This is a genomic window from Kitasatospora sp. NPDC085464, from assembly GCF_044541955.1.
In the GTDB taxonomy this organism is placed as follows: domain Bacteria; phylum Actinomycetota; class Actinomycetes; order Streptomycetales; family Streptomycetaceae; genus Kitasatospora.
The window spans coordinates 118030-143117 of the sequence record NZ_JBITTM010000004.1 but is presented as its reverse complement, the minus strand read 5'-3'; the positions used below and the strand labels follow the sequence as shown (position 1 = coordinate 143117).

Below are 25088 nucleotides of genomic sequence, written 5' to 3'. Positions count from 1 at the left end.
GAGCACAGCATGATCGTCGGAGACCTCCTGGAGCTGGACGACCTCCACATCGAGGTCGCCTGGGCGAGCCCCCACCTGCTCGACCGCGAGGTGACCGGCGTGACCTCCACCGACCTGCAGGACCCGGCCCGCTACCTGCAGCGCGGTGAACTGGTCCTCTCCGGGCTGGTCTGGTGGCGGCCGGGCGAGGGCCAGGCGGCGATGCGCTTCGCCAACGCGCTGCGCATCGCCGAGGTCGCCGCGCTCCTCGCCGGCGAGGGCACCCACGGCACCGTCCCCGCGGAACTGGTCGAGGCCTGCCGCCGGCACGGCATCCCCCTGCTGTCGGTGCCCACCGGCACCAGCTTCCGCTCCGTCACCGACCGCGTCTACCTGCGGCTGGGGGGGGACCTCCAGGCGCACGCCGAGGGGCAGGCGGCCCTCCCGGCCGCCGCCCGGCGCGCCCTGACCCAGCTGCTGCGCGCGCAGGCCTCCCCGGACGAGCTCCTGGAGCGGGCGGTCGCCGACCTCGGACTGCCCGGGTGCTCCCTGACCACCGGCTCCGGCCGGGTCCTGGCCACCTCGGCGCAGCCCCCGGCACACGGCCCGGCACACGGCCCGGCGCACGGCTCCGCGCACGGCCCGGCACTCGCACCGGCCTCCGCTGCGGCGCACACCCCGCCTCGCCGCGCCCCGCGCACCGCCGCGACGCCCGTCCCGGTCGGCCCGCCCGCCGACTCCCCGTTCGACGGCTGGCTGCTGCAGCCGCACACCGAAGCGGGCCCGACCGCGACCGCCCTGCTGCACGGCCTGGCCGAGTTGCTCGCCCCGCTCGCCACCCGCGACCGCGCGACCGCCACCGCCCAGCGCCAGACCGGCACCCGGCTGATCGAACTGCTCGACTCCGGCGCCGACACCGAGGCCGAGGCGGAACGCGCACTCGCCCTCTCCGGCCTGCCCCCGCAGCAGCGGCTCACCCCGGTCGCCGCGCGGATCGACGGCGCACCCGCGACCTGGCCGGCCGCGGCCCTGGCCGAAGCCCTCCACGAACTGCCCGCCCCCTTCGTCGCCGCCCCCGACGGCCGGGGCGGCGCGGTGGCCCTGTCCCCGGCCCCGGAGGACCGGATCGCGGAGACCCTGCAGCGCGTCCTCCCACGCCTGGAAGCCGCCCTGACCGGCGGCAGGCGGCTGCGCCTGGGCATCGGCGCCACCGTCGAACCGCTCGCCCACGAGCTCCGGGCCGCACTCGTCCAGGCCCGCTACGCGCTCGACGTCGAGCCGCCCGGAGCCGTCGGCCGCTGCTCGCGGATCACCTCCCTGGAAGCGCTGCTGCGGGGCGTCCCGGCCGAGATCACCGCAGAGTTCCGCCGTCGGGTCCTCGCACCGCTGATCGAGCACGACCGGGCCAACACCGTCTCCCTGCTGGACACCCTGGACGCCTTCCTCCGGCACAGCGCCTCCTGGTCCAGGACGGCGGAGGCGCTGCACCTGCACGTCAACACGGTGCACTACCGGGTCAAACGGATCGAGGAGCTCACCGGCCGCAGCCTGCTCAAGCTGGAGGACCGCCTCGACCTGTGGGCGGCGCTGCGCTGCACACCGGCCTGACGCCGGGGCGCGGGCCCGCCCGCCGGTCCGCTCAGGCGGCCACCGCCTCGACCACCGACAGCACCGTCGGCGTGGGGAGCACCCGGGACAGCCGCAGCCCGGCCCGGCCGAGGAGCTCCGCGAAGTCGGCCTCGGTGCGCTCGCGGCCGGTGAGGGAGGCCATCATCATCAGGTCCAGGGTCTTCGCCTGGTGCGGCGCGTTGCCCGGCGGGACCACGGCGTCCAGGACCAGGACCCGGCCGCCCGGCCGCAGGGCGCGGCGGCAGTGCCCCAGCAGGGTGACGCAGTCCTCGTCGTTCCAGTCGTGGGTGATCCGCTTGAGCAGGTGGACGTCGCCGTCCGGCACGGAGGCGAAGAAGTCGCCCTCCTGCGGCGTCCAGCGGCCCGCGATCTCCCCGTGCGCCGCCAGCCGGTGCCCGGCGAGCACGTGGGCGCGGTCGTAGAGGACGCCCTCCAGGCCCGGGTTGGCGCGCAGCACCTCCAGCAGCAGGCCGCCGTGGCCGCCCCCGATGTCCACCACCGTGCCGGTCGCCGGGAGGTCGCAGGCGGCCGCGATCAGCGCGTTCTCCGGGTCGGACATCGCCGCCATGCCGACGTGGAAGACGGCGGCCGTCCGCTCGTCCTTGGCGAAGTGGTCGAAGAACGGCACGCCGAAGAGGTTCTCGAAGGCCGTGGTGCCGTCGGTCAGACAGTGCGTCAGCTCCCCGGCGGGGCGCCACATGGTGCGGTCGGTGAGCATCAGGACGGCCGCCCGGACGGAGTACGGGACGCCGCTGCGCAGGGCCTGCCCGGCCGGTGCGAGGGCGAAGCGGCCCTGCGCGTCCTCCGTGACGACGCCCCGGGTGGCGAGCAGGCGCAGCACCCGGTACAGGTTGCGGTCGTCCGTGCCGGTCGCGGCGGCGAGTTCGGCGGGGGTGCGGGGGGCGTCCGCGAGGTGGTCGGCGACCCCGACCTCGGCGGCGGCGCGCAGGGCGGCGGGGAACAGGAAGCCGAGGGCCTCGTCGACGAGGAAGGCGGCGGACTGCCGCAGACCCGCCTCCCGATCGTCCGCAGTGATGCCCGCAGTGATGCCCGACGAGATGCCCGTCGTGATGCCCGCCGTGGTCTCCGCCGTGCTGCCCGCTGCCGTCCCGGGTGGTGCCGCGGGGCGCGCCCCGGCGCCGTCCGCCGCCCCTGCCGCCGTCCGGTCGCCGGTGGTCCGGTCCTCGTCCTGCCGCATGCCGTCCTCCTCCTCGAATCGGCCCCCGCCGGGGGAGACTGCCCAGGAGCGGCCGGACCGAAGCCCGCCGTCACCCGGCCGGGTGGGTCCCGATCGCCCTCGGCGGAAACGGCTTTGACGTTTCGTCAACTTCTGTCAGTCGGAAGCGGGTTCCGGTGGCCAGGTGTCGGCCGCCAGGACGCCGGTGGCGTAGGCGCGGGCGACCAGCGCGGTGCGGTTGGGCACCCGCCAGCGCCGGGAGAGCCGGGCGAGGTGGTAGTTGACGCCGTCCGGGCCGAGCCCGATCTCGCGGGCGATCTGCGCGGTGGTGGCGCCCCGGGCGGCCGCGGCGAGGATCCGGCCCTCGACCGGGCTGACCTCGGCGCGCGGGCCCGGCGACGGCACCACCCGGGGGGCCTCGACGGTGCGCAGCGAGAGCAGCAGGGCGGGGGTCTGCTCCGGGGTGTCGGCGACCAGGTCGACGGTCATCTCGCCGTGCCGCTCGTCACCGCGGGCGGGGATCCAGGAGACCCGGGCCGGGTACTGCGAGCGCCGGTGCATCCGGACGGCCTCGGCGAGCGCCTGCAGGGTGTCGCTGTCCCGGAGGGTGAAGAACTCCAGGATCTTCCGGTCGCGGAACTGCCCCGGCAGCAGGCCGAACTCGGCCGCCATGGCGCGGTTGACGATCAGGGTCCGGCCGCCGAACTCGACCACCGCGATCGGCAGCGGCACGTGGTCCAGCAGGCGCAGCGCCCGGTTGCGCCAGATCACCGCCGCGTCCGGCCGGCTCCCCGGTGCCGGACCGCAGCCCTCGGTCGATCGCATGTCTGCTCCTCCTCCCGTGGCGTCCGCACTCTCGTTGCCCGACGCGCACGTGCGTGGCAGAGCTGACGGTTCGTCGGCAAGTCCGCGGATGTCCCGGGTACTACACAATCATGTAGTGATCACAGCCGGGACTCCCTTCCGGTGGGCGCAGAGTGGGGGGAGCCGAAAAACCATCTGCTGCGGGAGGGACCACCATGACCGAGACCATCACCGAAGCACCGGCCGAGGCAACGGCCGGAGCGCGGGACGGGGCGCGGGTCGAAGCCGGGAGCGGACCCGCCGCCGGGCCCCGGGCCGTCCCCCTGGTGGACATCTCCTCCGCGCCGCCGGTCGCCGCCCCGATGCTGCGGATCATGGAGCTGGCCAGAGAGCACGGCCCGGCCTTCGTCCAGCGGCTGCACGGCCGGGACACCCTGGTGGTCACCGGGCTGGAGCTGGTCGAGGAACTGGCCGACGAGACCCGGTTCACCAAGTCGATCGGCCCGGGCCTGGAGAACGTCCGCCGGTTCACCGGCGACGGCCTGTTCACCGCGTACAACGACGAGCCCAACTGGGCCCGGGCGCACGACATCCTGATGCCCGCCTTCGCCCTCGGCTCGATGCGCACGTACCACCCGGTGATGCTGCGGGTGGCCCGCCGGCTGATCGAGTCCTGGGACCGCCGGGAGGCCGCCGGCCTGCCGGTGGACGTGCCGGGCGACATGACCCGGATGACCCTGGACACCATCGGACTGGCCGGCTTCGGCTTCGACTTCGGCTCCTTCGAGCGGGACGAGCCGCACCCGTTCGTGGACGCGATGGTGCGCTGCCTGGAGTGGGCGATGACCAGGCTCACCCGCGACCCGGAGCAGGACCACGGCGAGCGCGACACCGCCTTCCGGGCCGACGCCGACTACCTGGCCGACGTGGTCGACGAGGTCATCGCCGCCCGCGCGGGCGAGGACGAGCAGGGCCCGGCCGAGGACCTGCTGGCCCTGATGCTCGGTGCGGTGCGCCCCTCGGACGGCACCCGGCTGGACGCCGAGAACATCCGCAACCAGGTGATCACCTTCCTGATCGCCGGTCACGAGACCACCTCGGGCGCCCTGTCCTTCGCGATGTACTACCTCGTCAAGCACCCGGCCGTCCTGCGCGAGGTCCAGCGGGAGGTGGACGCGCTCTGGGGGGACCGGGCCGACCCGGAGCCGTCCTACGAGGACGTCGGACGGCTGCGGTACACCCGCCAGGTGCTCAACGAGGCGCTGCGGCTGTGGCCCACCGCGCCCGCCTTCAGCCGCGAGGCGCGCGAGGACACCCTGCTCGGCGGGCGGATCCCGCTGCGCGCCGGGGAGACCGTCTTCGTGTCGACCCCGATGCTGCACCGCGACCCGGTGTGGGGCGACAACCCCGAGCTGTTCGACCCGTCCCGGTTCGACGCCGAGCCCGAGGCGGCCCGCTCCCCGCACGCCTTCAAGCCCTTCGGCACCGGCGAACGCGCCTGCATCGGGCGGCAGTTCGCCCTGCACGAGGCCACCATGCTGCTCGGCATGCTGGTCCACCGCTACCGGTTGATCGACCACGCCGACTACCGGCTGACCATCAAGCAGACGCTCACCATCAAGCCCGACGAGTTCACCGTCGGCCTCGCCCGGCGCACGCCCGCGCCCACGGCCGCCACCGGGCCGGCGGCCGGCCCGGCCGCGCGCACCGGAGCCGCCGCCGGGCGCCCCGGCCGGGTCCGCCGGGGCACCGGGCTGCTGCTCCTGCACGGCTCCAACTACGGCGCCTGCCGCGAGTTCGGCCGGCAGCTCGCGGAGGCCGCCGCCGACCTCGGCTGCGACACCGCGATCGCCCCGCTGGACGCGTACGCGGACGGGCTGCCCACCGACCGTCCGGTGGTGATCACGGCCGCCTCGTACAACGGGCAGCCGACCGACGACGCGGCCGTGTTCGTCCGCCGCCTCCAGGAGGACGGCGCCGCGGACGGCGTGCAGTACGCGGTGCTCGGCATCGGTGACCGCACCTATGCCGCCACCTACCAGCGCGTCCCCGCCCTGATCGACGACCGGCTCGCCGCCCTCGGCGCGACCCGGCTGGTGGCCCGCGCCGAGGCCGACGCCTCCGGCGACCTGTCCGGCACCGTGCGGCAGTTCACCGAGGACCTGCGCGCCGCCCTGCTGGAGCGGTACGGGGACGCCGACGCCCCCGCCGCGCCGCGCCCGGAAGCCGTGTACACGGTGACCGAGGTGACGGGCGGACCGCTGGCCGCGCTCGCCGCCCGGCACGACATGACCGAGCTGACCGTCACCGCCGTCGAGAGCCTGACCGATCCCGGCCACCCCCGGGTGAAGCGCCTGGTCCGTCTCGCCCTGCCCGCGGGCACCGGCTACCGGACCGCCGACCACCTCACGGTGCTCCCGGCCAACGACCCGGCCCTGGTCGAGCGTGCGGCGAAGCTGTTCGGCGCCGATCCGCGGACCGTGCTCAACATCGTCGCCCACCGGCGCACCGGCCTGACCGTCGACCGCCCGCTGACGGTGCGCGAACTGCTCACCCACCACGTGGAGCTGCAGGACCGCCCGACCGCAGGGCAGCGCGCCGTGCTGGCCGCGCTCAACCCCTGCCCGCCCGAGCAGGGCGCCCTGCGGGCCGTGCCCGAGGACGACCCGCGCACCCTGCTGGACCTCATCGAGGACCACCCGGCCCTGCAGGGCGGCCTGACCTGGCCGGTGCTGCTGGAGCTGCTGCCGCCGATCCGGCCCCGGCACTACTCGATCTCCTCCTCGCCGGCCGCCGGTGCGGACGAGGTGGACCTGATGGTCTCCGTGCTCAGCGCCCCGGCCCGCTCCGGGCGGGGCACCTTCCGCGGCACCGGCTCCGGCCACCTCGCCCGGGTCGCGGTCGGCGACACCGTGCTCGCCCGGGTCCGGCCCTGCCGGGAGGCGTTCCGGATCGGCCACCGCACCCCGGTGATCATGATCGCGGCCGGCACCGGCCTGGCGCCCTTCCGCGGCGCCGTCGCCGACCGCCGTGCGCTGCTCGCCGAGGGTGCCGAACTCGCCCCCGCGCTGCTGTACTTCGGCTGCGACGACCCGGCGGGGGACTACCTGCACCGGGCGGAGCTGGAGGCGGCCGAGCGGGCCGGCGCGGTGTCGATGCGGCCGGCCTTCAGCGAGCGGCCGCAGGACGGGCGGCGCTTCGTGCAGGACCGCCTCGCGGCGGAGGCCGCCGAGGTCTGGCAGCTGCTCGCGGCGGGCGCCGAGGTGTACGTGTGCGGCGGCGGCGCGCGGATGGCGCCGGGTGTCCGGGCGGCCTTCCGGGAGCTGTACCGGGAGCGGACGCCGGGCGCCGACGAGCGGCGGGCGCAGGACTGGCTGCAGGGGCTGGTCGAGGCCGGGCGGTACGTCGAGGACGTGTACGCGGGCTGAGCGCGCCCGCCCGGAACGGCCGTCGGCCCGCTGCATCCGCGCAGCGGGCCGACGGCCGGGCCCGGAGGGCCGGGGCGGGGGTCAGTACACGTGCACCCCGTACGCGGCCAGCGCCGCGTTCGCCGGCTGGAAGAAGGTCGTCCCGCCCACGGTGCAGTTGCCGCTGCCGCCGGAGGTGAGGCCGAGCGCCTTGGTGCCGTCGAAGAGCGGGCCGCCCGAGTCGCCCGGCTCGGCGCAGACGTTGGTCTGGATCAGGCCGCGCACGATGCTGCCGTCGCTGTAGCGCACGGTGGCGTTGAGCCCGGTGACCCTTCCGCTGTGCGTGCCGGTGGTCGAGCCGGTGCGCTTGACCGCCTCGCCGACGACCGCGTTCGGCGCGGAGGTGAAGCCGCCGGGGTGGCTCAGGGCGGAGTTGTCGTAGCGGACCAGCGCGTAGTCGTGACCGGGGAAGACCGAGTTGACGGTCGGTCCGATCAGCGTGGCGTGGGAGGCGTTGGTGTACCACTGCGAGGCGACGTTCCCGCAGTGCCCGGCGGTGAGGAAGTAGTAGGTGCTGCCGCTCATCACGTTGAAGCCCAGCGAGCAGCGGTACTGGCCGCCGTAGATCGCGTCGCCGGCCGAGACCAGCGGGCGGAGGGTGCCGGGGACGCGGCGGACGGTGAGGACGGTGGCGTCGGCGCCGGCGGCCTGGGTGATCCGGTCGAGCGCTTCCGTGGACACGGTGCTGTCGGCGGTCACCACGACGCGTCCGGCGGCCTCGTCGACGTACCACGCGGTGCCGTTGACCTCGGCGTTCAGGACGGCGTCGCTGATGGCGGCGAGCTGTTCGGGTTGGGGGGTGGGGGCGGCCGCGGCGCTCGGCACGGCGACCGCGGTGGCGGTCAGCAGGCCGAGGGCGACGGCGATCAGGCGGGTGCGGCGTCGTGTGGTGCCGGTGCGGGGGGTCCCGCGCTTGGTCCTCACCGATCTCCTCCTGGGAGTGGGGCCCCTCCGGGGTCCGGGGGCCGTGAGGCGCGGTCAGACGGTGGGCGGACTCCGGCGTGCTGTCCGGAAGCACGACGGATGATCTGCCCCTGACAGGCGCTGACCGGAAGTATCAGGAAACGGACAGTTCGGTACAAGCTTCCTGGCCGGGTGTCGGCGGAGCCGCGCGCGGGCGGCCGAGCCTGCGCGTCCGCCGTTCGGAGGTCCGGTGCCGTTTTCCGGTGAAGCCTTCCGGCGCCCTGGCCGGGCGTCAGGCCGGTGCCGCACGGACCGATCCGGAGAAAGTGTTATCGGCGCGGCCCGCTGCGGTCTCCCAGGTACGGGAACGGACGCACGAAGCCGCGGGTGAGGGTCCGCGGCGGGGATGCGGAGTTCGACAAGGGGCGCTCCGCGCGGAGGCACGGCCTCCGCCGCGTCCGTTCCCGGCGCCGCCGGATCGTCCCGTCCGGCCGGGCGCACCCGGCGGTCCGTCCGTTCCCTCCCTGCGGCGGACCGCCGGGGTCACCCACTGGGGTCACCGGCCGGGGTCAGCCGTCGGGCTCGCCGGCCGGGGTCGGCGCCGGGGTCACCGCCCGGCGTTCGCGGCGCCCCGCGGGCGGGAGAGCCGCCACACCTGCTCCTCGCCGCTCTCGGCCGGAGCGACCGCCTCGCAGGGGCGGCGCACGAGGACGGTGAAGCCGAGGCGGGCCGGGACGGCGCCGCTGGCGCGGTTCGCCGCGTCGTGCACGATGTCGACGTGCTCCACCCCGGGGAGGCGGAAGGCCTGCTCCACCAGGGCCGCCGCGGCCCGGGTGGCCAGGCCGTGCCCGGTCGCCGAGGGGTGCAGCCAGTAGCCGATCTCCCGGACGTCGTCCGGGGAGTCGTCGCGCCGGTACAGCCCGCACGCGCCGACGATGGCGCCGTCCAGCACGACCGCGTAGGCGAAGTCGGCGCCGCTCGCCCAGCGTTCCGCCCGCGTGGCCAGGTACTCGGCGGCCGTGGTGCGGCTGTGCCCGGCGACCCACGGCATCCACGGCCGCAGGTGTTCCAGCGACTCCTCGATGACGACGGCGTACTCGTCCAGATCGGCCTCGCCGGCGAACCGGCGCAGCGTCAGCCCGCCGAGGTCGATGACCGGCTGCGGGGACTCCGGCGGCGCGAGCTCGGCCAGGGGCACCGGGGATTCCAGGGGTTGCAGGGGTTCCATGGAGCGAGGATGGTCCGTGCCCGGCTCAACGGGCAACCGGATTCTGTGGCGTCGGTGGCGTCGGCGGATACGGCGGCTGCAGGGGCTCCGGCGGGCGGCGGGTGCCGCGGGTGCGGGCGAGGTGGAGCGCGGCGCCGAGACCGGCCGCCCCGCCGGCGACGACGAGCAGGGCGGCGTCGGAGAAGCCCACCAGGAGGAGGTCGGCGCGGCCGCCGGTCGCGGCGGCGGTGAACTCGGGATCGACCAGGCCGCCCGGGTCCTCGGTGACGCCGACGTGCTCGCCCACGGCGTCCCCGGCGCCGCACTCCACCGAGCCACCGCGGCCCGGGTCGTCCTCGTAGCGCACGGCGCACCGGTAGGTGGTGGTCTTGCCGTGGCTGACCCGCACCCCGGTGACCGTGCCCTGGTGGGCGACGCCGCGCATCCCGAGCACGGTGGCCTGCGCGGTGTGCATGCTCAGCAGCGGCACGCCGAGCACCGGGGCGAGCACCAGCGTCATCGCGGCGACGCGCAGCGGACCGGACCGGCAGAGGGCGAACAGGGTGTGGAGCAGGCCGATCAGTGCGGTGATGACCAGTACCAGCGAGGGCACCAGCAGCCACGGGCCGAAGGCGCCGAGTGCCCCGCCGAGCGGCAGCAGGACGGCGGCGGCCGGGATCCACAGGGCCGTCAGCAGTGGGCGCCGCGGCCACGGCGGGTCGTCCTTGCCCCGGACACGCCGGCCGCGGGAGCCGCGAGGGCCGGCAGGAGGGGTCTCGCTCGGCGTCATGGGGAGAGATCCTGCCAGGCCGGCCGGGCGGCGGTGAACCCTCCTCGGGGCTCCGTCCCGGCTTCCGCGCCGTCCGGGCCGAGCCGGGCCGGGCCGGGACCCTCGACGGACGTGATGCCCCGTGACGCCCCGGGCCCGCGCTGCCCCGGCGCCGCGATTGCGCCCCCCGGGCCGGGGCAGACGCCGACTGTGGACGACCGACGGACGACGACGCGCGCCACCGTGGTTCCCGGGCGGCCGGGGCCGGGGACGGGGCACGGCGCTGCGCGCGGCGCGGTACGGTACGGTGCGCGCGATGATGGTCACGACGGTGCCACGCCGTTGCGAACGGACCGGGAGCGAGCCATGCCACGGCCATCCGAGGAACCCTGCGAGCCGACCGGGCACAACGAGTCCGGCGGCCTGCGCGTCGAGGTGCTGGACCGGGGCCCGGTGCGGATCGTCACCGCCGCCGGGGAACTGGACCACGACACGGCGGACGGGCTGCGCGCCGCGCTCGTCCGGCCGTCGGTGCCCGGCGTCGAGCGGATCGTGGTCGACCTCGCGGACCTGCGCTTCTGCGACTCGACCGGGCTGAACGTCCTGCTCCGGGCACGCCTGGACGCGGAGGCAGCCGGGTTCCGGCTGGAAGTGGCGGGCCCGAGCCCCGTCGTGGCGCGACTGTTCGCGATCACCGGTGCCAACGGCGTGCTGCGGATCCACCCCGACCTCGGCACGGCGCTCGGAGCCCCCGAGCCGGGGCCCGCCGACCCGCCCGACCGGTCCTGAGGGGGGCCGCCCCGTGAGCCGACCCGGCATCGAAGGGGGGCCAGGCCCCGAGCAGACCAGGCGACTCGTGCTCGCGGGCAGCGCCGGCGCGGTGCAGCGCAGCCGCGAGTTCAGCCGACAGGCACTGCTCTTCTGGAACTGGCTGCCGACCGCGTCCGAGGACCAGCAGCTGGTGGTCGAGGACGTCCTGCTGATGGTCTCCGAGCTGGTCACCAACGCCTGTCTGCACGCGCCCGGCGGCCCGCGCGAGCTGCGGCTGCGGTGGGACGGCGCCCGGCTGCGGGTCGAGGTCGCGGACGCCAGCCCGGTGCTGCCGAGGCTGCGTTCGAACGCCGACCCGGGCCGGCCCGGCGGCCACGGCCTGCGGGTGGTGGACCGGCTCTCCCGGGCGTGGGGCTCACAGCCCGAGGACGACGGGAAGCTGGTCTGGCTGGAGGTGCCGGCCCCGCCAGCCGACTCCCGGGCCGATGGCCGGGACTGAGGGCGGGACCGCGGCAGGGAGGACTGACGGCCGCCGGACGCGTCGGCTCGCGCGTGCGTATTTCTTCCGCCCGGCGCGTTTCCGGCCGCCCGTACGGGACAGTCGCGCTGTCGAGGGGCACCGGAGGGCGGGAGGAGAACCGGGCTCCCGTCGGCACGCGGTCCGGACGGAGCGAGAGGAGCCTGCGACCATGACACAGCGCCTGCAGAGGTCCGCGGAGCAGGTGGCCGAGCGGGCTGGGGGGCTCACCGTCGAAGCCCGGCCGTGGGCCCGGGGCACCGTGCTCGCGCTGCACGGCGAACTGGACCTCGACGCGGTCGCCGACCTTCGCACGGCCGTCGACCGGGCGCTCGCCGGGCGGCCCGGTGTGCTCGTGATCGACTGCGCCGGGCTGGAGTTCTGCGACTCCACCGGGCTCAACGCCCTGCTCCGGGCCAGGGCCCGGGCCGCCGTTGCGGGCAGCCGGACCGAACTGGCCCGGCCCCGGCCGCTGATCCTGCGCATGCTCGAACTCACCGGGGCCACCGATGCCTTCCCGATCCGCGAGACCGTGCCGGACTGACCCTGACCGCCGCCGGCCCGCGGCCCGCCCGACCGCCGCCGTCGGGCCCGCGGTGGCAGAGTGGGAGCAGGGCGGCGGACCGGCCGCCCGCGGGTCCGGGGTGTCCGGACGGTGCACCGGGCCGCGCGAGTGACGGATCCGCGCGGCCGATGGATCCGCGCGAGTGACGGATCCGTGTGAGCGGTGAATCCGGACGGTGGGACGGATGGACGAGCACCCCGTACCCGGCGGCCCCGCGGCCGACTCGGCCGAGCAGGCGCTGCGCGGGCTGCTCGCCGGGCTGACGGCCGTGCGCGACGGGGACTTCCGCACCCGGCTCGCCCCCGGTCGGCCGGGGGTGCTCGGCGAGATCGCCGAGGTCTTCAACGGGATGGCCGACCAGCTGGCCCGGGTGACCTCCGAGGTGACCAGGGTGGCCCGGGAGGTCGGCACCGACGGGCGGCTCGGCGGCCAGGCGCAGGTGCCGGACGCGACCGGGACCTGGCTGGAGCTGACGGACTCGGTGAACGCGATGGCGGGCAACCTGACCTGGCAGGTGCGCAACATCGCCCAGGTGACCACGGCGGTGGCCCGCGGCGACCTCACCCAGAAGATCGAGGTGGACGCGCGCGGGGAGATCCTGGAGCTGAAGAACACCGTCAACACCATGGTGGACACGCTGTCCTCGTTCGCCGCCGAGGTGACCAGGGTGGCCCGGGAGGTCGGCACCGAGGGCCGGCTCGGCGGCCAGGCGCAGGTGCCGGGCGTCGCCGGGACGTGGCGCGACCTGACCGACTCGGTGAACGCGATGGCGGGCAACCTGACCTGGCAGGTGCGCAACATCGCCCAGGTCGCGACGGCCGTGGCCGATGGCGACCTCACCCAGAAGATCTCGGTCGCCGCGCGCGGTGAGATCCTCGAACTCAAGACGACCATCAACACGATGGTCGACCAGCTGTCCTCGTTCGCCGCCGAGGTGACCAGGGTGGCCCGGGAGGTCGGCACCGAGGGCCGGCTCGGCGGCCAGGCGGACGTCCGGGACGTCTCCGGCACCTGGAAGGCGCTGACCGAGTCCGTCAACGTCATGGCCGACAACCTCACCGCCCAGGTGCGCGCCATCGCCTCGGTCACCACCGCCGTTGCCGAGGGCGACCTCACCCAGAAGATCCGGGTCGACGCGCGCGGGGAGATCCTGGACCTGAAGGAGACCATCAACACGATGGTCGACCAGCTGTCCTCGTTCGCCGACGAGGTCACCCGGGTGGCCCGCGAGGTCGGCACCGCCGGGAACCTGGGCGGCCAGGCCACCGTGCGGGGCGTCTCCGGCACCTGGAAGGACCTCACCGACAACGTCAACGTGATGGCCTCCAACCTGACCGGTCAGGTCCGCTCGATGTCCGAGGTGGCGACCGCCGTGGCGCGCGGCGACCTGTCCCGGAAGATCACCGTCGAGTCCAAGGGCGAGGTCGCGGCGCTCGCCGACGCGATCAACACCATGGTGGACACCCTGTCCGTGTTCGCCGACGAGGTCACCCGGGTGGCCCGCGAGGTCGGCACGGAGGGCACCCTGGGCGGGCAGGCCCGAGTGCCCAACGTCGCCGGGACGTGGAAGGACCTCACCGACAGCGTCAACTTCATGGCGCACAACCTGACCAGCCAGGTCCGCAACATCGCCTCGGTCACCACCGCCGTCGCCGAGGGCGACCTCACCCGCAAGATCGACGTGGACGCGCGCGGCGAGATCCTGGAGCTGAAGACCACCGTCAACACCATGGTCGACCAGCTCTCCGACTTCGCCGCCGAGGTGACCAGGGTGGCCCGGGAGGTCGGCAGCGAGGGCCGGCTCGGCGGCCAGGCCCGGGTGGAGGGCGTCTCCGGCACCTGGAAACGGCTCACCGAGAACGTCAACGAGCTGGCCGGGAACCTGACCCGGCAGGTCCGGGCGATCGCCGAGGTCACCGGCGCCGTCGCGTCCGGCGACCTGACCCGCTCGATCAGCGTGGACGCCTCCGGCGAGGTCGCCGACCTCAAGGACAACATCAATGCCATGGTCGGCTCGCTGCGCGAGACCACCCTCGCCAACCAGGAACAGGAGTGGCTGACGAGCAACCTGGCCCGTTTCTCCGCCGCCATCCAGGCCCGCCGGGACATCCGCTCCGTCGCCGAGATGATCACCGACGAGCTGACCCCGCTGGTCGGCGCCCAGTACGGCGCGTTCTTCCTCGCCGAGGAGGGCGAGGCCGGCCCCGAACTGGTGCTGATCAGCGCCTACGGCCGCCCGGCCGGGGAGGAGCGGCGGCTGCGGATGGGCGAGTCCCTGGTCGGCCAGGCCGCCCGCAGCCGGCGCACCGTCGTGCTGGACGACCTGCCGCCCGGCTACGCCGCCTTCGCCTCGGGCACGGGCGCCGGTGACACCCGCTCGGTGGTCGTGCTGCCGATCGCGCTGGAGGAATGGCTCATCGGCGTCATGGAGTTTGCCTCCGTCCACCCCTTCACCCAGGTCCACCGGGACTTCCTGGACCAGTTCGCCGAGGCCTGCGGCGTCAACATCGGCACCCTGCTCGCCAACGCCCGTACCGACGAACTGCTCGGCGAGTCCCAGCGCCTCACCGCAGAACTCCAGGCCCGGTCCGAGGAGTTGCAGGACGGGCAGGAAGAACTGCGGCGCTCCAACGCCGAGTTGGAGGAGAAGGCGGCCCTGCTGGCCCAGCGCAACCGGGACATCGAGGCGAAGAACCTGGAGATCGAGCAGGCCCGCCAGGAACTGGAGGAACGCGCCAGGGAGTTGACCCGGGCCTCGCTGTACAAGTCCGAGTTCCTGGCCAACATGAGCCATGAGCTGCGCACCCCGCTCAACAGCCTGCTCATCCTCGCCCAGCTGCTCGCCGAGAACGCGGGCGGCAACCTCACCGGAAAACAGGTCGAGTACGCGGGCGTGATCCACTCGGCCGGCACCGACCTGCTCCAGCTCATCAACGACATCCTCGACCTGTCCAAGGTGGAGGCCGGGAAGATGGAGCTGACGCCCGAACCCTTCGCGCTGCGCGAGCTGCTGGAGTACGTCGAGTCCGGCTTCCGGCCGCTGGCCGACCAGAAGGGCCTCAGCTTCGGGATGACCGTCGACCGGTCCGTACCGGAGCAGGTCGTCACCGACCAGTCCCGACTGCGCCAGGTGCTGCGCAACCTGCTCTCCAACGCCGTCAAGTTCACCGACGAGGGCCGGGTCGAACTGCGGATCGAACGCGTCGAGGGCGCGGACCTGCCGCCCGAACTCGGCCGGACCAGGGAGGCGGTGGCCTTCCACGTCGAGGACACCGGGATCGGCATCGAACCGGCCCACCTCGACACCATCTTCGGCGCCTTCCAGCAGGCCGACGGCTCCACCGCGCGGCGCTACGGCGGCACCGGCCTCGGGCTGTCCATCAGCCGGGAACTCGCCCGGCTGCTCGGCGGCACCATCACCGTCCGGTCCACCGCCGGGCAGGGCAGCCGCTTCACCCTCTACCTGCCGCTCGCCGGCCCCGCGCGGCGGCCCGGCGACCACCCGCGGACCGCGCCGCGCGTCCTGGTGGTCGAGCCCGACCCGCCGGCCCTGCTCTCCCAGCTCGCCCGCTCCGCCGCGGCCGAACCGGGCGGGCCGGCGCAGCAGGCGCGGGTGGACGGCGCCGGGGACGAGACGGCGCTGCGGGCGGCCCTGGCGGACGGGCCGTACCGGTGCGTCCTGCTCGACCTCGCCGGCTCCGGAGACCTCGCGCCCGCCCTCGCCGCCACCGTGGCGGCGGGCACGCCCGTGCTCGGGTACGGGGGCGACGGCGACGCGCCCGCAGGCGTGGAGCGCGCCTCGGGACTGGACGACCTCCGGGAGCGGGTGATCGGACTGCTCGGGTCCGGCGGCGACGGGGGCGGCGAGGGCGACGGTGCCGACGGGGGCGTGGTCGGCGAGGACGGCGGAGAGGGCCGCGGTGACGGCGGCGGTGCGGGCCGGCGGGCGGGAGAGGCGCCCGGGTCGGCGCCCGCGTCCGTCCCGGCGTCCGTGCCGGCGTCCGTGCCGGCGTCCGTGCTGGCGTCCGTGCCCGAGGACGACCCGCTCGCCGGGCGGACCGTCCTGATCGTCGACGACGACATCCGCAACGTCTTCGCGCTCACCGCCGCCCTGGAACAGCACGGACTGATCGTCCGGCACGCCGGCGACGGCCACGCCGGGCTCGACCTGCTGCGCGCCCACCCCGAGACCGACCTCGTCCTGATGGACGTCATGATGCCCGGACTGGACGGTTACGCCGCCATCGAGGCGATCCGCGCCGACCCCCGCTTCGACCGGCTGCCGGTCGTCACCGTCACGGCCAAGGCCATGCCCGGCGACCGGGACCGCAGCCTGGCGGCGGGCGCCGACGACCACGTCACCAAGCCGGTGGACACCGCCCGGCTGTTCGACCGGATGCGGGACTGGCTGGCCGCGTCATGACCACCAGCCGACCGGACCCGTCATGACCACCGGTCCGGAGCCCACGGACCCCACCGCCCGGGCCCTGGCCGAGGCCGTCCGGCGGCTCCAGGGGACCGCCGTGCGCATCCACGCCGAGGCGCGCACCAGGACCGCCGTCGACCTCGCCACCGGCATCCTGGCCGAGCGGCTCGGCCTGCCGGTCGCCGAGGCCGCCGTGCACCTCGCCCGGCTGGCCCGGGACGCCGGAGTGCCGGTCGTCGCGCTGGCGGCGGACGTCGCGGGACTACCGGAGCCGGACACGGAAGAGTTCGGCGCCCTCGGAGCGGGGCCGCCCGACACCGGCGCCCCGGCCACCGGGCTGCCCGACACCGGTCCGCCCGTCGCCCCCGCGCTCGCCGCCACGGCCGACCTGCAGCGCGCCGTCGAGGCCGTGCTCGACCAGACCGGAGCGGCCCTCGGCGCCCGCGCCGCAGCCGTCTGGCTGCGGTTGCCCGGCGGCGCGCTCGCCCTCGCCGCGCACGCCGGGCTGTCCGCAGACGAGGCCACCGCCTGGGACCGGGTGCCGCCCGGCGTGCCCACCCCCGCGCAGCGGGTCGTCGCCGACGGCGCGGAGCTGTGGCCGGGCGAGCCGGGCACCGACGCGCCCTCGGTGGGCACCGGCTCCGCCCGGGCCGTCCTCCCGCTGCTCGACCGGGGCCGCCGCCGGGGCGCACTGGAGCTGGTGTGGCCCGGCCCGGCCCCGGACCTCGGCCGGCCCGAGCGCCGCCGGCTGTGCGCGCTCGCCGACCTCTGCGCGACCCTGCTCGGCCCGCCCCGCGCACCCGTGACACCCGAGGAGACCGACGTCCTCCTGGACGGGCTGCTCACCCCGGCCGTGCTGCTGGAGCCCGTCGTCCGGGACGGCCGGGCCGCCGACTTCACCATCCGGCGGGTCAACGCCCGGTTCCGCGACCCGCTCGGCCGCCCCCGGGACACGCTGGAGGGCGCCTCGCTGCTGGAGACCTACCCGGTCGCCGTCGCCGCAGGCCTGCTCGAACGCCTGGTCAGGGCCCACGAGACGGGCACTCCGCAGGCGGCCGAGCAGGTCCGGCTCGCCTTCCGGGCCACCGGGGCCGCCACCCCCGAGGCCGTCCCCACCGCCGTCCTGCTCGCCGTCGCCCCGCTCGGCGACCGGCTCCTGGTGAGCTGGCAGCTCGACGACGCAGGAGCGGCGGAGGACGAGCGGACCGCGCTGCTGCGCCAGGCCCAGCGGCTCGCCCGGGTGGCCGGGTTCGAGGAACGGCCGGGCGAGGGCCGGATCCGCTGGAGCGAGGGCCTGCACGAGCTCTACGGGCTGCCGCCGGACGCGGACCCCGTACCGCTGGCCCGGCTCGCCGGGCACGCCCACCCGGACGACGGGCCCGCGATCCGGCGCCTGCTGGACACCGTCCGGCACCGCCACCGCACCGCCTCGGCGGTCGTCCGCCTCGACCGGCCGGACGGCACCCACCGCTTCACCCGGGTGATCGCCGAGCCCGTCCTGGACGACCTCGGGCAGCTGACCGCGGTCCGCGGCGCCTACCACGACGTGTCCGCCCAGCACTGGACGGAGGTCGCGCTCGGCGCCACCCGGGAGCGGCTCGCCGACAGCGAGCAGGAGTCCGCCGAACGCGAGCAGTTGGCGCTCCGGCTCCAGCAGGCGATCCTGCCCGCCGCGCCGCCCCCGCTCGGCGTCACCGGGGTGCACGCCGCCGTCCGTTACCGCCCCGCCGCCCAGCGCGACCGGGTCGGCGGGGACTGGTACGACGTGCTGCCGCTGCCCGACAAGCGGGTACTACTCGCGGTCGGCGACGTCGCCGGGCACGGCGTCGGGGCCGCCACCGGGATGGTCGCGCTGCGCCACGCCCTGCGCGGCCTCGCGGTGACCGGCGCCGGCCCGGCCCGGCTGCTGGAGTGGGCCAACACCGTCGCCCTGCGCGAACCCGGGCAGGTCACCGCGACCGCCGTCTGCGTGCTGCTCGACCCGGGCGGCGGCGAACTGCGCTGGGCCCGGGCCGGCCACCTGCCGCCGATCCGCCTCGGCGCGGCCGGCGCCCAGGTGCTGCCGCTGCCCCACGGGGTGCTGCTCGGCGCGCTGGACGACGCGGAGTACGAGGAGCGCACCGCCCGGCTCGACCCCGGGGACGTCCTGCTGCTCTACACCGACGGCCTGGTCGAGCGCCGGGACCGGCCGGTCGAGGAGTCGGTCGAGCAGCTGATCCGCGCGGCCGGCGCCCCCGGCCCGGACCTGGAGCAGTACCTGGACCGGCTGCTCGAACTCAGCCCCGCGGACACCGACGACGACACCTGCCTGATCGCCGTCCAGACCGAGTAGCCGGACCGTCCGGTGCGACGGGACCGGGGGCGGCCGTTACGGACCGCGGGACCCGGGTAGGCGCGACCCGTCGGGGGAGGAGAACGGCACGGAAAGGACGGATCCCCCATGTTGCTGCTGGGACTCCTGCTGATGGCGGCGTCCGGCGCGTTCGTCGGGCTGCTGATCGCGGACAACCTCTCCGGTGGGCCCGAATACCAGGCGACGATCCTCGGCACCGACCTCGTACGGCTGAACACCCTGGGCGTCTTCCTCGCCGGTGTGGCCCTCGCGCTGCTCTTCTGCCTCGGCCTCGCCCTGATGTGGTCGTCCCGGCGGCGGACCGCGCGCCCGGTCGGCGCGGCCCGGTCGGCGCGGCACCGGGCGGGCTACCGGGAGGCCGAACCCGTGGACCCGGTACGGCGGTCCGCACCGGCGGAGCGCGCCGCGCCGGGCTACGAACGACCCGTTTACGACACACCCGCCCAGGACGGCAGGGCCACCGAACCGCCGGTCTCGACTGCACCGGTCTCCAACGCGCCGGTCTCCAACGCGCCGGTCACCAACGCGCCGGTCTCCACTGCGCCGGTCACCGACGCGCCGGGCAGCGACGTTCGGGGCAGCGACATTCGGGACAGCAGGGCTCGGGGCAGCGGGGCTCGGGGCAGCGACGAGGAGGTCGCGCCCCCGGAGGAGCGGGCCGCCGAACAGGGCGGCCGGGAGGAACCGGCGCGATCGGGAGGCTGGATGCGGCACCTGTTCGGACCCTGAGCACCGTCCGTCCCACCGGTACGGAGGAGGAGTGATCGCATGTCGGGGGTCCGGGCGCCGTCCGTCCTCCGGGCCGCGAAGGCAGTCCGGCTGCCGCTCGCGGAGCGGCCCGGAGCGGCGGCCGAAGCACGCGCCGTCACCGCCCGCTTCATGGCCGACGTGACCGACCGGGAACTGGTCCGCGACGCCGTGCTGCTGGTCTCCGAACTGGTCGGAAACGCCCAGCGGCACACCGCCGGCCCCGGCGCCCTGCTGCTCGTCCGGGGCGACGGGGCGCTGCGGATCGAGGTCAGCGACCCGAGCCGCCGCCCGCCGGTGCCCCGGGCGCCGTACACCGACAACGGATCGGGCGGCCTCGGACTGCACCTGGTGGAGCGGCTCAGCCTACGCTGGGGCTGGCGGCCCCTGGGACCGGGCAAGGCGGTCTGGTGCGAGCTGCGGGTGCCGCCGTCGTAGCGGTGTCCGACCACCGCGGCCGGGTAGGTGCCCGGATGAGGCGCCACGGCACGGCGACCGCGACTCCCGCCCGCGAACAAGCTCACCCTCGGGGGCACACAAGCCCATCGACCACGGGAGGCCACCATGGACCTCGCGTTCCTCACCCCGCTGCTCGACCGACCCGGCCCCTGGGCCACCGTCTACCTCGACACCGACCGCGCCACCGAGGACGCCGCCCGGCGCCGGGCGCTGATCGACCGCGCCGCCGTCAGCCGACTGGCCGACGCCGGTGCCGACGAGCGCACCTGCGCGGCCGTCCGCGACCACCTGGCCGCCGAGCCCACCGCGGGCTCCCCGCCCGGACGGGCGCTGTTCGCGGCGGACGGCGAGGTGGCCCTGGACGTCCCGCTCGCCGCCTCCCCGCCCGACGTCACCGCCACCTGGGCCCCGCTCCCGCACACCGGCCCGTTGGTCGGCCTCCTCGACGACGCCGTACCCGCCTGCCTGGTCGCCGCCGTCGACCGCACCGGCGCCGCGCTCGAACGCTACCGACTCGGCCGCGGCACACCGGCCGGCACGGTAAAGGCCCCGCAGTGGCAGGGACGCGGGCACCGCGCCCCGCCCGCCGACCGCCGCGAGTGGCACTACCGGCACCGCGTCGAGGACACCTGGGACCGCACCGCCGGGATCATCGCCGACCACCTCGCCCGCACCTGGCCACAGAGCGGCGCCCACCTGCTCGTCCTCACCGGCGACATCCGCGAACGCCGGGCCGTGGCCGCGAAGCTGCCCGGGCACGTACGGTCCCTGACCGTCGAACTGGACGGCGGCGGCCGGGCCGACGGAAGTGCCCGCGAGTCCTTCGACCGGCGCCTCGCCGCAGCCTGGAACGACCACCGCGCCCGGCACCTGACCGAGGTGCTGGACACCTTCCGCACCGCCCTCGGCCGCCCCGGCGAGCACGGCACCGACGGCGCCGGCACCGAGACCGCGCCCGGACCGGCCGCTCAGGGCATCCCCGCGGTGATCAGCGCGGCCCGGCAGCACCAACTCGCCGCGCTGCTCCTCCAGTCGAGCGGCCACGACCCGGACCGCCCGGTGTGGACCGGCCCCGAGCCCGAGCACATCGGCGTCCACCGCGCGGACCTGCGCGGCATGGGCGTGGCCCACCCGGCACAGGCCCCCGCCGCCGACGCCCTGCTGCGCGCCGGCGCGGCCTGCGACGCCGAGGCCCTGCTCGTCCCGGACGCCCTCGCCGGCCCGCCCGGCGGCCTCGGCGCGGTCCTGCGCTGGCCGGCCTGAGTCACGCACCGACTCCCCGGGGCCGCTGGTCCGCCGGTCCGCCGGCCCGCTACCGCTCGGAGCTGCCCGGCAGGACCGGCTTCACGTCCAGCACCGGGGTGCCGTCGATCGCCTCCAGGTCACTGACCCGCAGGCGCGGGCCCTCCACGGCCAGGACGGTGACCCGGTGCAGGCCGATCGGGTTCGGCCGGTCCGGCGAGCGGGTGGCGAACACCCCGGTCTCCGGCCGGTCGCGCTCGCCGCGCGGGTGCACGGCCAGCACCTCCCGGTCGGCCCGGTCCAGCCAGGTCAGCAGCAGCACGTCCTGCCCGACCGCGAGGTCCCGCAGGGCCCGCTCCACCGACGCGTCGAACACCACCCACGCGTCCGGCCCGCCCTCGTCCCCCTGCCGGGGCGCCTGCGCCCGCTCCACCAACGGCGACTCCACCCGCCCGATCGCCCGCACCTCGAAGCTCCGCCCGCGCTCGCCCCGCCCCTGGGAACCCTGACCCGTCATCGCGCCCTCCGCACACCCGACACTCCGTCAGCAGGCACCGTACCGGGCTCGATCGCCCGCCCGTCCGACCGTCCACCCCGGGCCTGGCCGAGCCGCCACCGTGCTGCCGCCGAGCCACTTCCGGAGCCCGGCCGGGCCGGTCCACGTGCCCGGAGCTCGGGCCCGGCGGTGCCCTGCGGGAGACTCGCTCCACCAGGTCGGCCGCGGGGCCGGCCGAAGGAGGGGGACAGGGGTGCGCGATGGCGGGCGGCGAGATGACGGCCGAGGAGGCCCGGAAGCGGCTGGCGGCGGGCGAGTCGCCGGGCACGGTCTGCGGCGAACTCGCCGTGGGGAGGACCCGCTGGTGGGAGGCCGCCCTGGTGGTCGGGCGGGCGCTGGGGCTGTCGGAAGCGGAGCCGGCCCGACGGGTGAGCAGGGATCCGGACGCGGCGCAGGCCGAACTCCGCCCGGGCGAGGAGGACTTGTACGGCGACCTCCTGGAGAGGATCGGCGCGTTCGACGTCCCCGAGGAACTCGACGAGCGGGCGCAGGCCGTCATGGAGCACCTGCGGGCGGCCCTGGACGCGATGGGCGGCATCGGCAGCGGCCACGGCGCCGGTCTGTCCCGCCGGTTCGTCCGCGGCGAGACGGTGAGCGCCTTCCTCACGCTCGTCCGCTTCGGCCCCCGGACCGGTCGTGGTCGGCCGCGGGAGTTCTGGGCGGCGCTGGTGACCGCCGGGGAACTCCTCGACCCGGCGGACGGCGACGGGCGTGGGACCGTCGCGGAGGCGCTCCACACCTGCCGGGCCCGCCTGGCGCAGTGCGCCTGCTGAGTGCGTCCGCTGGGTGCGCCCCCTGACTCAGGTCAGGACGGACCCGGCTCCCCTCGCACCAGCCACGCCGGTTCGAGCGGGACCAGGTGCCCGGTGAGGGCGTGGACGTCGGTCGGGACGTCGGCGCGGGCGAGCAGGGCCGGGAGGCGGTGCGTGGCGTAGGCGCGGTGGGCCGTGGCGGTGGACCAGAGGGTGGTGACGAGGAACCGGTCGGCGGCGAGGCGGGTGACGGCCCCTGCCAGCATGCCCTCGGCCGCCGCCATGCCCGGCGTCCAGACCCGGTCCTGGACGTCCAGGAAGTGCGCGGCGCGGCCGGGGCGGAGCCGACAGTCGGCGGCGCGCAGCACGGTGGCGCGGGCGAGGGCGTCGGCCGGGGAGGCGGCCGCGCCGGGCATGGCGCGGACGACCGGGCCGGCGGCGATCCGCAGGTCCGTCCAACTGCCCTGCTGCGCCGCCTCGTCGGCGACGAGGTCGTGGCGCTCGCGCATGAACCGGGTGTAGGCGGGCTCGTCCGTCCACAGGGCGAGCAGGAGGGCCCGGTCGCCGTCCGGCGCCCAGCCGCCGCCCTGCCCGACGAGGCCGGGCTGGTCGGAGACCGCCGACCAGCGGCGCTGGCCGGCGGCGAACGCCTCGCGGGCGCCGGCCCGGACCCGGCAGTCGATCCACTTGCTCCACATGCGGTCCATCCTGCTGCGCCGGGCGGTCGGGCCGTCCATCGGGCGGTGGTCGCAGGGACGGTCGGGCCGGGGACGTAGGCCGGACGGCGCGGCGCGGCCGTCCCGGATGGCCGGATCTTGCAGAGTCCCGTCATTGCCGCCACCACCGCCGCCGGGCGAGGCTGGGGCCATGGACGACGCACTCCGCCTGCCGCACCTGGTCGTGATCCCGGTCTTCCCCGGGGTGAACGCGCTGGACGTGACCGGGCCCGCCGAGGTGCTGGCGCTGGCCGGACGGCTGCTGCCGCCCGGGCGGCCCGGGTACGACGTGCGGGTGTGCGCCGAGCGGTGCGGGCCGGTGGAGACCTTCTCGGGGGTGCCGCTGCACGTGACCGCGACGCTCGCCGAGCAGCGGGTGCGCCCGGACACGGTGCTGGTGCCGGGGCGGGTGGACCTGGGCCCGGACGGGCCGGTGCCGCGGGTGGACCCGGCGGTGGTGGCCTGGTTGCGGGAGGTCGGGCCCGGCGCCGGGCGGGTCGCCTCGGTGTGCGCCGGCGCCCACGTCGCGGCGGCGGCCGGACTGCTGGACGGCCACCGTGCGACGACCCACTGGGCGACCGCGGACCGGCTGGCCGCGGACCACCCGGCCGTCGAGGTGGACGCCGATCCGGTGTTCATCCGCTCCGGGCGGCTGTGGACCAGTGCGGGCCTGACCGCCTCGATGGACCTCACCCTCGCCCTGGTCGCCGACGACCACGGCGACGACCTCGCGCTGGAGATCGCCCGGATCATGGTGATGTACCTGCAACGCCCGGGCGGGCAGAGCCAGTTCAGCGTCCCCCTGGCCCACGGGCCCGGCGCCCGGGCGGACCTGCGGACCCTGCGCCGCTGGATCGGCGAGCACCCGGATGCCGACCTCTCGGTACCCGCGCTCGCCGCCCGACTCGCCATGAGCGAACGGCACTTCGCCCGCGTCTTCCGCTCCGAGACCGGCACCACACCCGGGGCGTACGTCGAGGAACTGCGCCTGGAGACCGCCCGCCGGCTGCTGGAGCGCACCGACCACCCGCTGCCGGGGATCGCCCGCGCGTGCGGCTTCGGCTCGGTCGAGACGCTGCACCGGGTGTTCCGGGACCACCTCTCCACCACCCCCGGCGACTACCGGCGCCGGTTCGGCCTCACGACCACCGCCTGACGGATCACCGACCGGTGGATCACCGACCCCGACGGAACGACCATCCCAAGGAGAACGACCACCGTGAAGATCACGGCCACGCACATCGGCACCGCGACCGTCCTGCTGGAGATCGGCGGCCTGCGGCTGCTCACCGACCCGGCCTTCGACCCCGCCCCGGCCGAGTACCGCCACGACCCGGTGGTGCTGCGCAGCACCGGAGGCCCGGCGATCGGCGCGCACGAGCTGCCCCCGGTGGACGCCGTGCTGCTCAGCCACGACGAGCACCCCGACAACCTGGACGCCACCGGCCGGACCCTGCTCGCCGGCCGCCCGGTGCTGACCACGGTCGGCGGCGCGGCCCGGCTCGGCGGCGGCGCGCTGGGCCTGGCACCGTGGCAGACCCGCGACCTGACGGTGGACGGCCGGACCCTGCGGGTCACCGGTACCCCCGGGCTGCACGGTCCGGTCGGGGAGGTGACCGGCTTCGTGGTGGAGGTGCCGGGCGAGCCGGAGGCGCTCTACGTCTCGGGCGACACCGTCCACTTCCCCGAACTGGACGAGGTCGGGCGGCGGTTCACGATCGGCACGGCCGTGCTGCACCTCGGGGCCGCCCGGATCCAGGCCTTCGGCGGCGGCGAACTGATCACCATGGACGCGGCGCAGGCCGCGGCGCTGACCGCCTCGCTCGGTGCCCGCCGGGTCGTCCCGGTGCACTACACCTCGTGGGAGCACTTCACCGAGGGGCGTGAGGAGACCACCGCGCACTTCGCCGCAGCGGGCCTGGCGGACCGCCTGCACTGGCTCACCCCCGGCGTGCCCGAGATCCTGGGCTAGCGGGATCGGCGGGACCGGTGAGATCGGCGGGCCCCGTCGAGCGGCTTTGGCTCCCGGCCGCCCGACCAGGCATGATC

General features: G+C 76.0%; 20 protein-coding genes. 13 read left to right on the top strand and 7 right to left on the bottom strand.

Annotated features, from left to right (window positions below; genetic code table 11):
* The first annotated feature begins 9 nt into the window (after window positions 1-9).
* Window positions 10-1587, top strand: coding sequence for a PucR family transcriptional regulator (locus ACIGG8_RS05115; protein ID WP_396545892.1), 1578 nt, complete (start codon window positions 10-12; stop codon window positions 1585-1587).
* A 31-nt stretch (window positions 1588-1618) separates the two neighbouring features.
* Here ACIGG8_RS05115 and ACIGG8_RS05110 read toward each other — a convergent pair whose 3' ends face one another.
* Together ACIGG8_RS05110 and ACIGG8_RS05105 are read right to left on the bottom strand one after the other, a co-directional pair.
* The gene (locus ACIGG8_RS05110; RefSeq protein WP_396545891.1) at window positions 1619-2806 is read right to left on the bottom strand and encodes a methyltransferase; all 1188 of its coding nucleotides are present in this window, start codon (window positions 2804-2806) and stop codon (window positions 1619-1621) included.
* A 135-nt stretch (window positions 2807-2941) separates the two neighbouring features.
* The gene (locus tag ACIGG8_RS05105; protein WP_396545890.1) at window positions 2942-3610 is read right to left on the bottom strand and encodes a LuxR C-terminal-related transcriptional regulator; all 669 of its coding nucleotides are present in this window, start codon (window positions 3608-3610) and stop codon (window positions 2942-2944) included.
* A 194-nt stretch (window positions 3611-3804) separates the two neighbouring features.
* Here ACIGG8_RS05105 and ACIGG8_RS05100 point away from each other — a divergent pair, with 194 nt between their 5' ends.
* Window positions 3805-7017, top strand: a complete 3213-nt coding sequence (locus ACIGG8_RS05100) for a bifunctional cytochrome P450/NADPH--P450 reductase (protein ID WP_396545889.1) — start codon at window positions 3805-3807, stop codon at window positions 7015-7017.
* A gap of 81 nt (window positions 7018-7098) precedes the next feature.
* Here ACIGG8_RS05100 and ACIGG8_RS05095 read toward each other — a convergent pair whose 3' ends face one another.
* The 3 genes from ACIGG8_RS05095 to ACIGG8_RS05085 form a co-directional block, all read right to left on the bottom strand.
* Window positions 7099-7980, bottom strand: coding sequence for a S1 family peptidase (locus tag ACIGG8_RS05095; RefSeq protein ID WP_396545888.1), 882 nt, complete (start codon window positions 7978-7980; stop codon window positions 7099-7101).
* A gap of 586 nt (window positions 7981-8566) precedes the next feature.
* Window positions 8567-9187, bottom strand: coding sequence for a GNAT family N-acetyltransferase (locus ACIGG8_RS05090; protein ID WP_396545887.1), 621 nt, complete (start codon window positions 9185-9187; stop codon window positions 8567-8569).
* 25 nt (window positions 9188-9212) lie between these two features.
* Window positions 9213-9956, bottom strand: a complete 744-nt coding sequence (locus tag ACIGG8_RS05085; RefSeq protein ID WP_396545886.1) for a hypothetical protein — start codon at window positions 9954-9956, stop codon at window positions 9213-9215.
* 345 nt (window positions 9957-10301) lie between these two features.
* On the opposite strand from ACIGG8_RS05085, the gene ACIGG8_RS05080 reads away from it, so the two are divergent.
* The 8 genes from ACIGG8_RS05080 to ACIGG8_RS05045 all read left to right on the top strand — a co-directional run bounded on the left by ACIGG8_RS05080 (window position 10302) and on the right by ACIGG8_RS05045 (window position 21036).
* Window positions 10302-10724: an STAS domain-containing protein gene (locus ACIGG8_RS05080; protein ID WP_396545885.1), complete on the top strand. Its 423-nt coding sequence runs from the start codon at window positions 10302-10304 to the stop codon at window positions 10722-10724.
* 13 nt (window positions 10725-10737) lie between these two features.
* Entirely contained in the window at window positions 10738-11205 is a 468-nt protein-coding gene (locus ACIGG8_RS05075) for an ATP-binding protein (protein ID WP_396545884.1), read from the top strand.
* Between the two features lie 190 nt (window positions 11206-11395).
* The gene (locus ACIGG8_RS05070) at window positions 11396-11767 is read left to right on the top strand and encodes an STAS domain-containing protein (RefSeq protein ID WP_396545883.1); all 372 of its coding nucleotides are present in this window, start codon (window positions 11396-11398) and stop codon (window positions 11765-11767) included.
* 205 nt (window positions 11768-11972) lie between these two features.
* Window positions 11973-16211 (top strand): HAMP domain-containing protein, encoded by a 4239-nt coding sequence (locus tag ACIGG8_RS05065; protein WP_396545882.1) that lies wholly within the window; start codon window positions 11973-11975, stop codon window positions 16209-16211.
* Window positions 16212-16233: 22 nt separating this feature from the next.
* Window positions 16234-18546 (top strand): SpoIIE family protein phosphatase, encoded by a 2313-nt coding sequence (locus ACIGG8_RS05060; RefSeq protein WP_396545881.1) that lies wholly within the window; start codon window positions 16234-16236, stop codon window positions 18544-18546.
* A gap of 108 nt (window positions 18547-18654) precedes the next feature.
* Entirely contained in the window at window positions 18655-19296 is a 642-nt protein-coding gene (locus tag ACIGG8_RS05055) for a hypothetical protein (protein ID WP_396545880.1), read from the top strand.
* 39 nt (window positions 19297-19335) lie between these two features.
* Entirely contained in the window at window positions 19336-19752 is a 417-nt protein-coding gene (locus ACIGG8_RS05050) for an ATP-binding protein (RefSeq protein ID WP_396545879.1), read from the top strand.
* Window positions 19753-19878: 126 nt separating this feature from the next.
* On the top strand, window positions 19879-21036 hold the full coding sequence (locus ACIGG8_RS05045) for a hypothetical protein (protein ID WP_396545878.1): 1158 nt from the start codon (window positions 19879-19881) through the stop codon (window positions 21034-21036).
* A gap of 49 nt (window positions 21037-21085) precedes the next feature.
* Here the strand turns inward: ACIGG8_RS05045 and tsaA are convergent, their stop codons facing one another.
* Entirely contained in the window at window positions 21086-21532 is a 447-nt protein-coding gene (tsaA, locus tag ACIGG8_RS05040) for a tRNA (N6-threonylcarbamoyladenosine(37)-N6)-methyltransferase TrmO (RefSeq protein WP_396545877.1), read from the bottom strand.
* Between the two features lie 239 nt (window positions 21533-21771).
* Between tsaA and ACIGG8_RS05035 the strand changes: the two genes are divergently transcribed.
* Window positions 21772-22344: a hypothetical protein gene (locus tag ACIGG8_RS05035; protein ID WP_396545876.1), complete on the top strand. Its 573-nt coding sequence runs from the start codon at window positions 21772-21774 to the stop codon at window positions 22342-22344.
* 32 nt (window positions 22345-22376) lie between these two features.
* Here the strand turns inward: ACIGG8_RS05035 and ACIGG8_RS05030 are convergent, their stop codons facing one another.
* Window positions 22377-23060 carry a DUF4937 domain-containing protein gene (locus tag ACIGG8_RS05030; RefSeq protein WP_396545875.1) on the bottom strand — a complete coding sequence of 228 codons (684 nt, stop codon included), beginning with the start codon at window positions 23058-23060 and terminating at the stop codon, window positions 22377-22379.
* A 130-nt stretch (window positions 23061-23190) separates the two neighbouring features.
* On the opposite strand from ACIGG8_RS05030, the gene ACIGG8_RS05025 reads away from it, so the two are divergent.
* Both ACIGG8_RS05025 and ACIGG8_RS05020 read left to right on the top strand, forming a co-directional pair.
* The gene (locus ACIGG8_RS05025; RefSeq protein ID WP_396545874.1) at window positions 23191-24195 is read left to right on the top strand and encodes a GlxA family transcriptional regulator; all 1005 of its coding nucleotides are present in this window, start codon (window positions 23191-23193) and stop codon (window positions 24193-24195) included.
* A 63-nt stretch (window positions 24196-24258) separates the two neighbouring features.
* Window positions 24259-25011, top strand: coding sequence for an MBL fold metallo-hydrolase (locus tag ACIGG8_RS05020; protein WP_396545873.1), 753 nt, complete (start codon window positions 24259-24261; stop codon window positions 25009-25011).
* Window positions 25012-25088 lie beyond the last annotated feature (77 nt).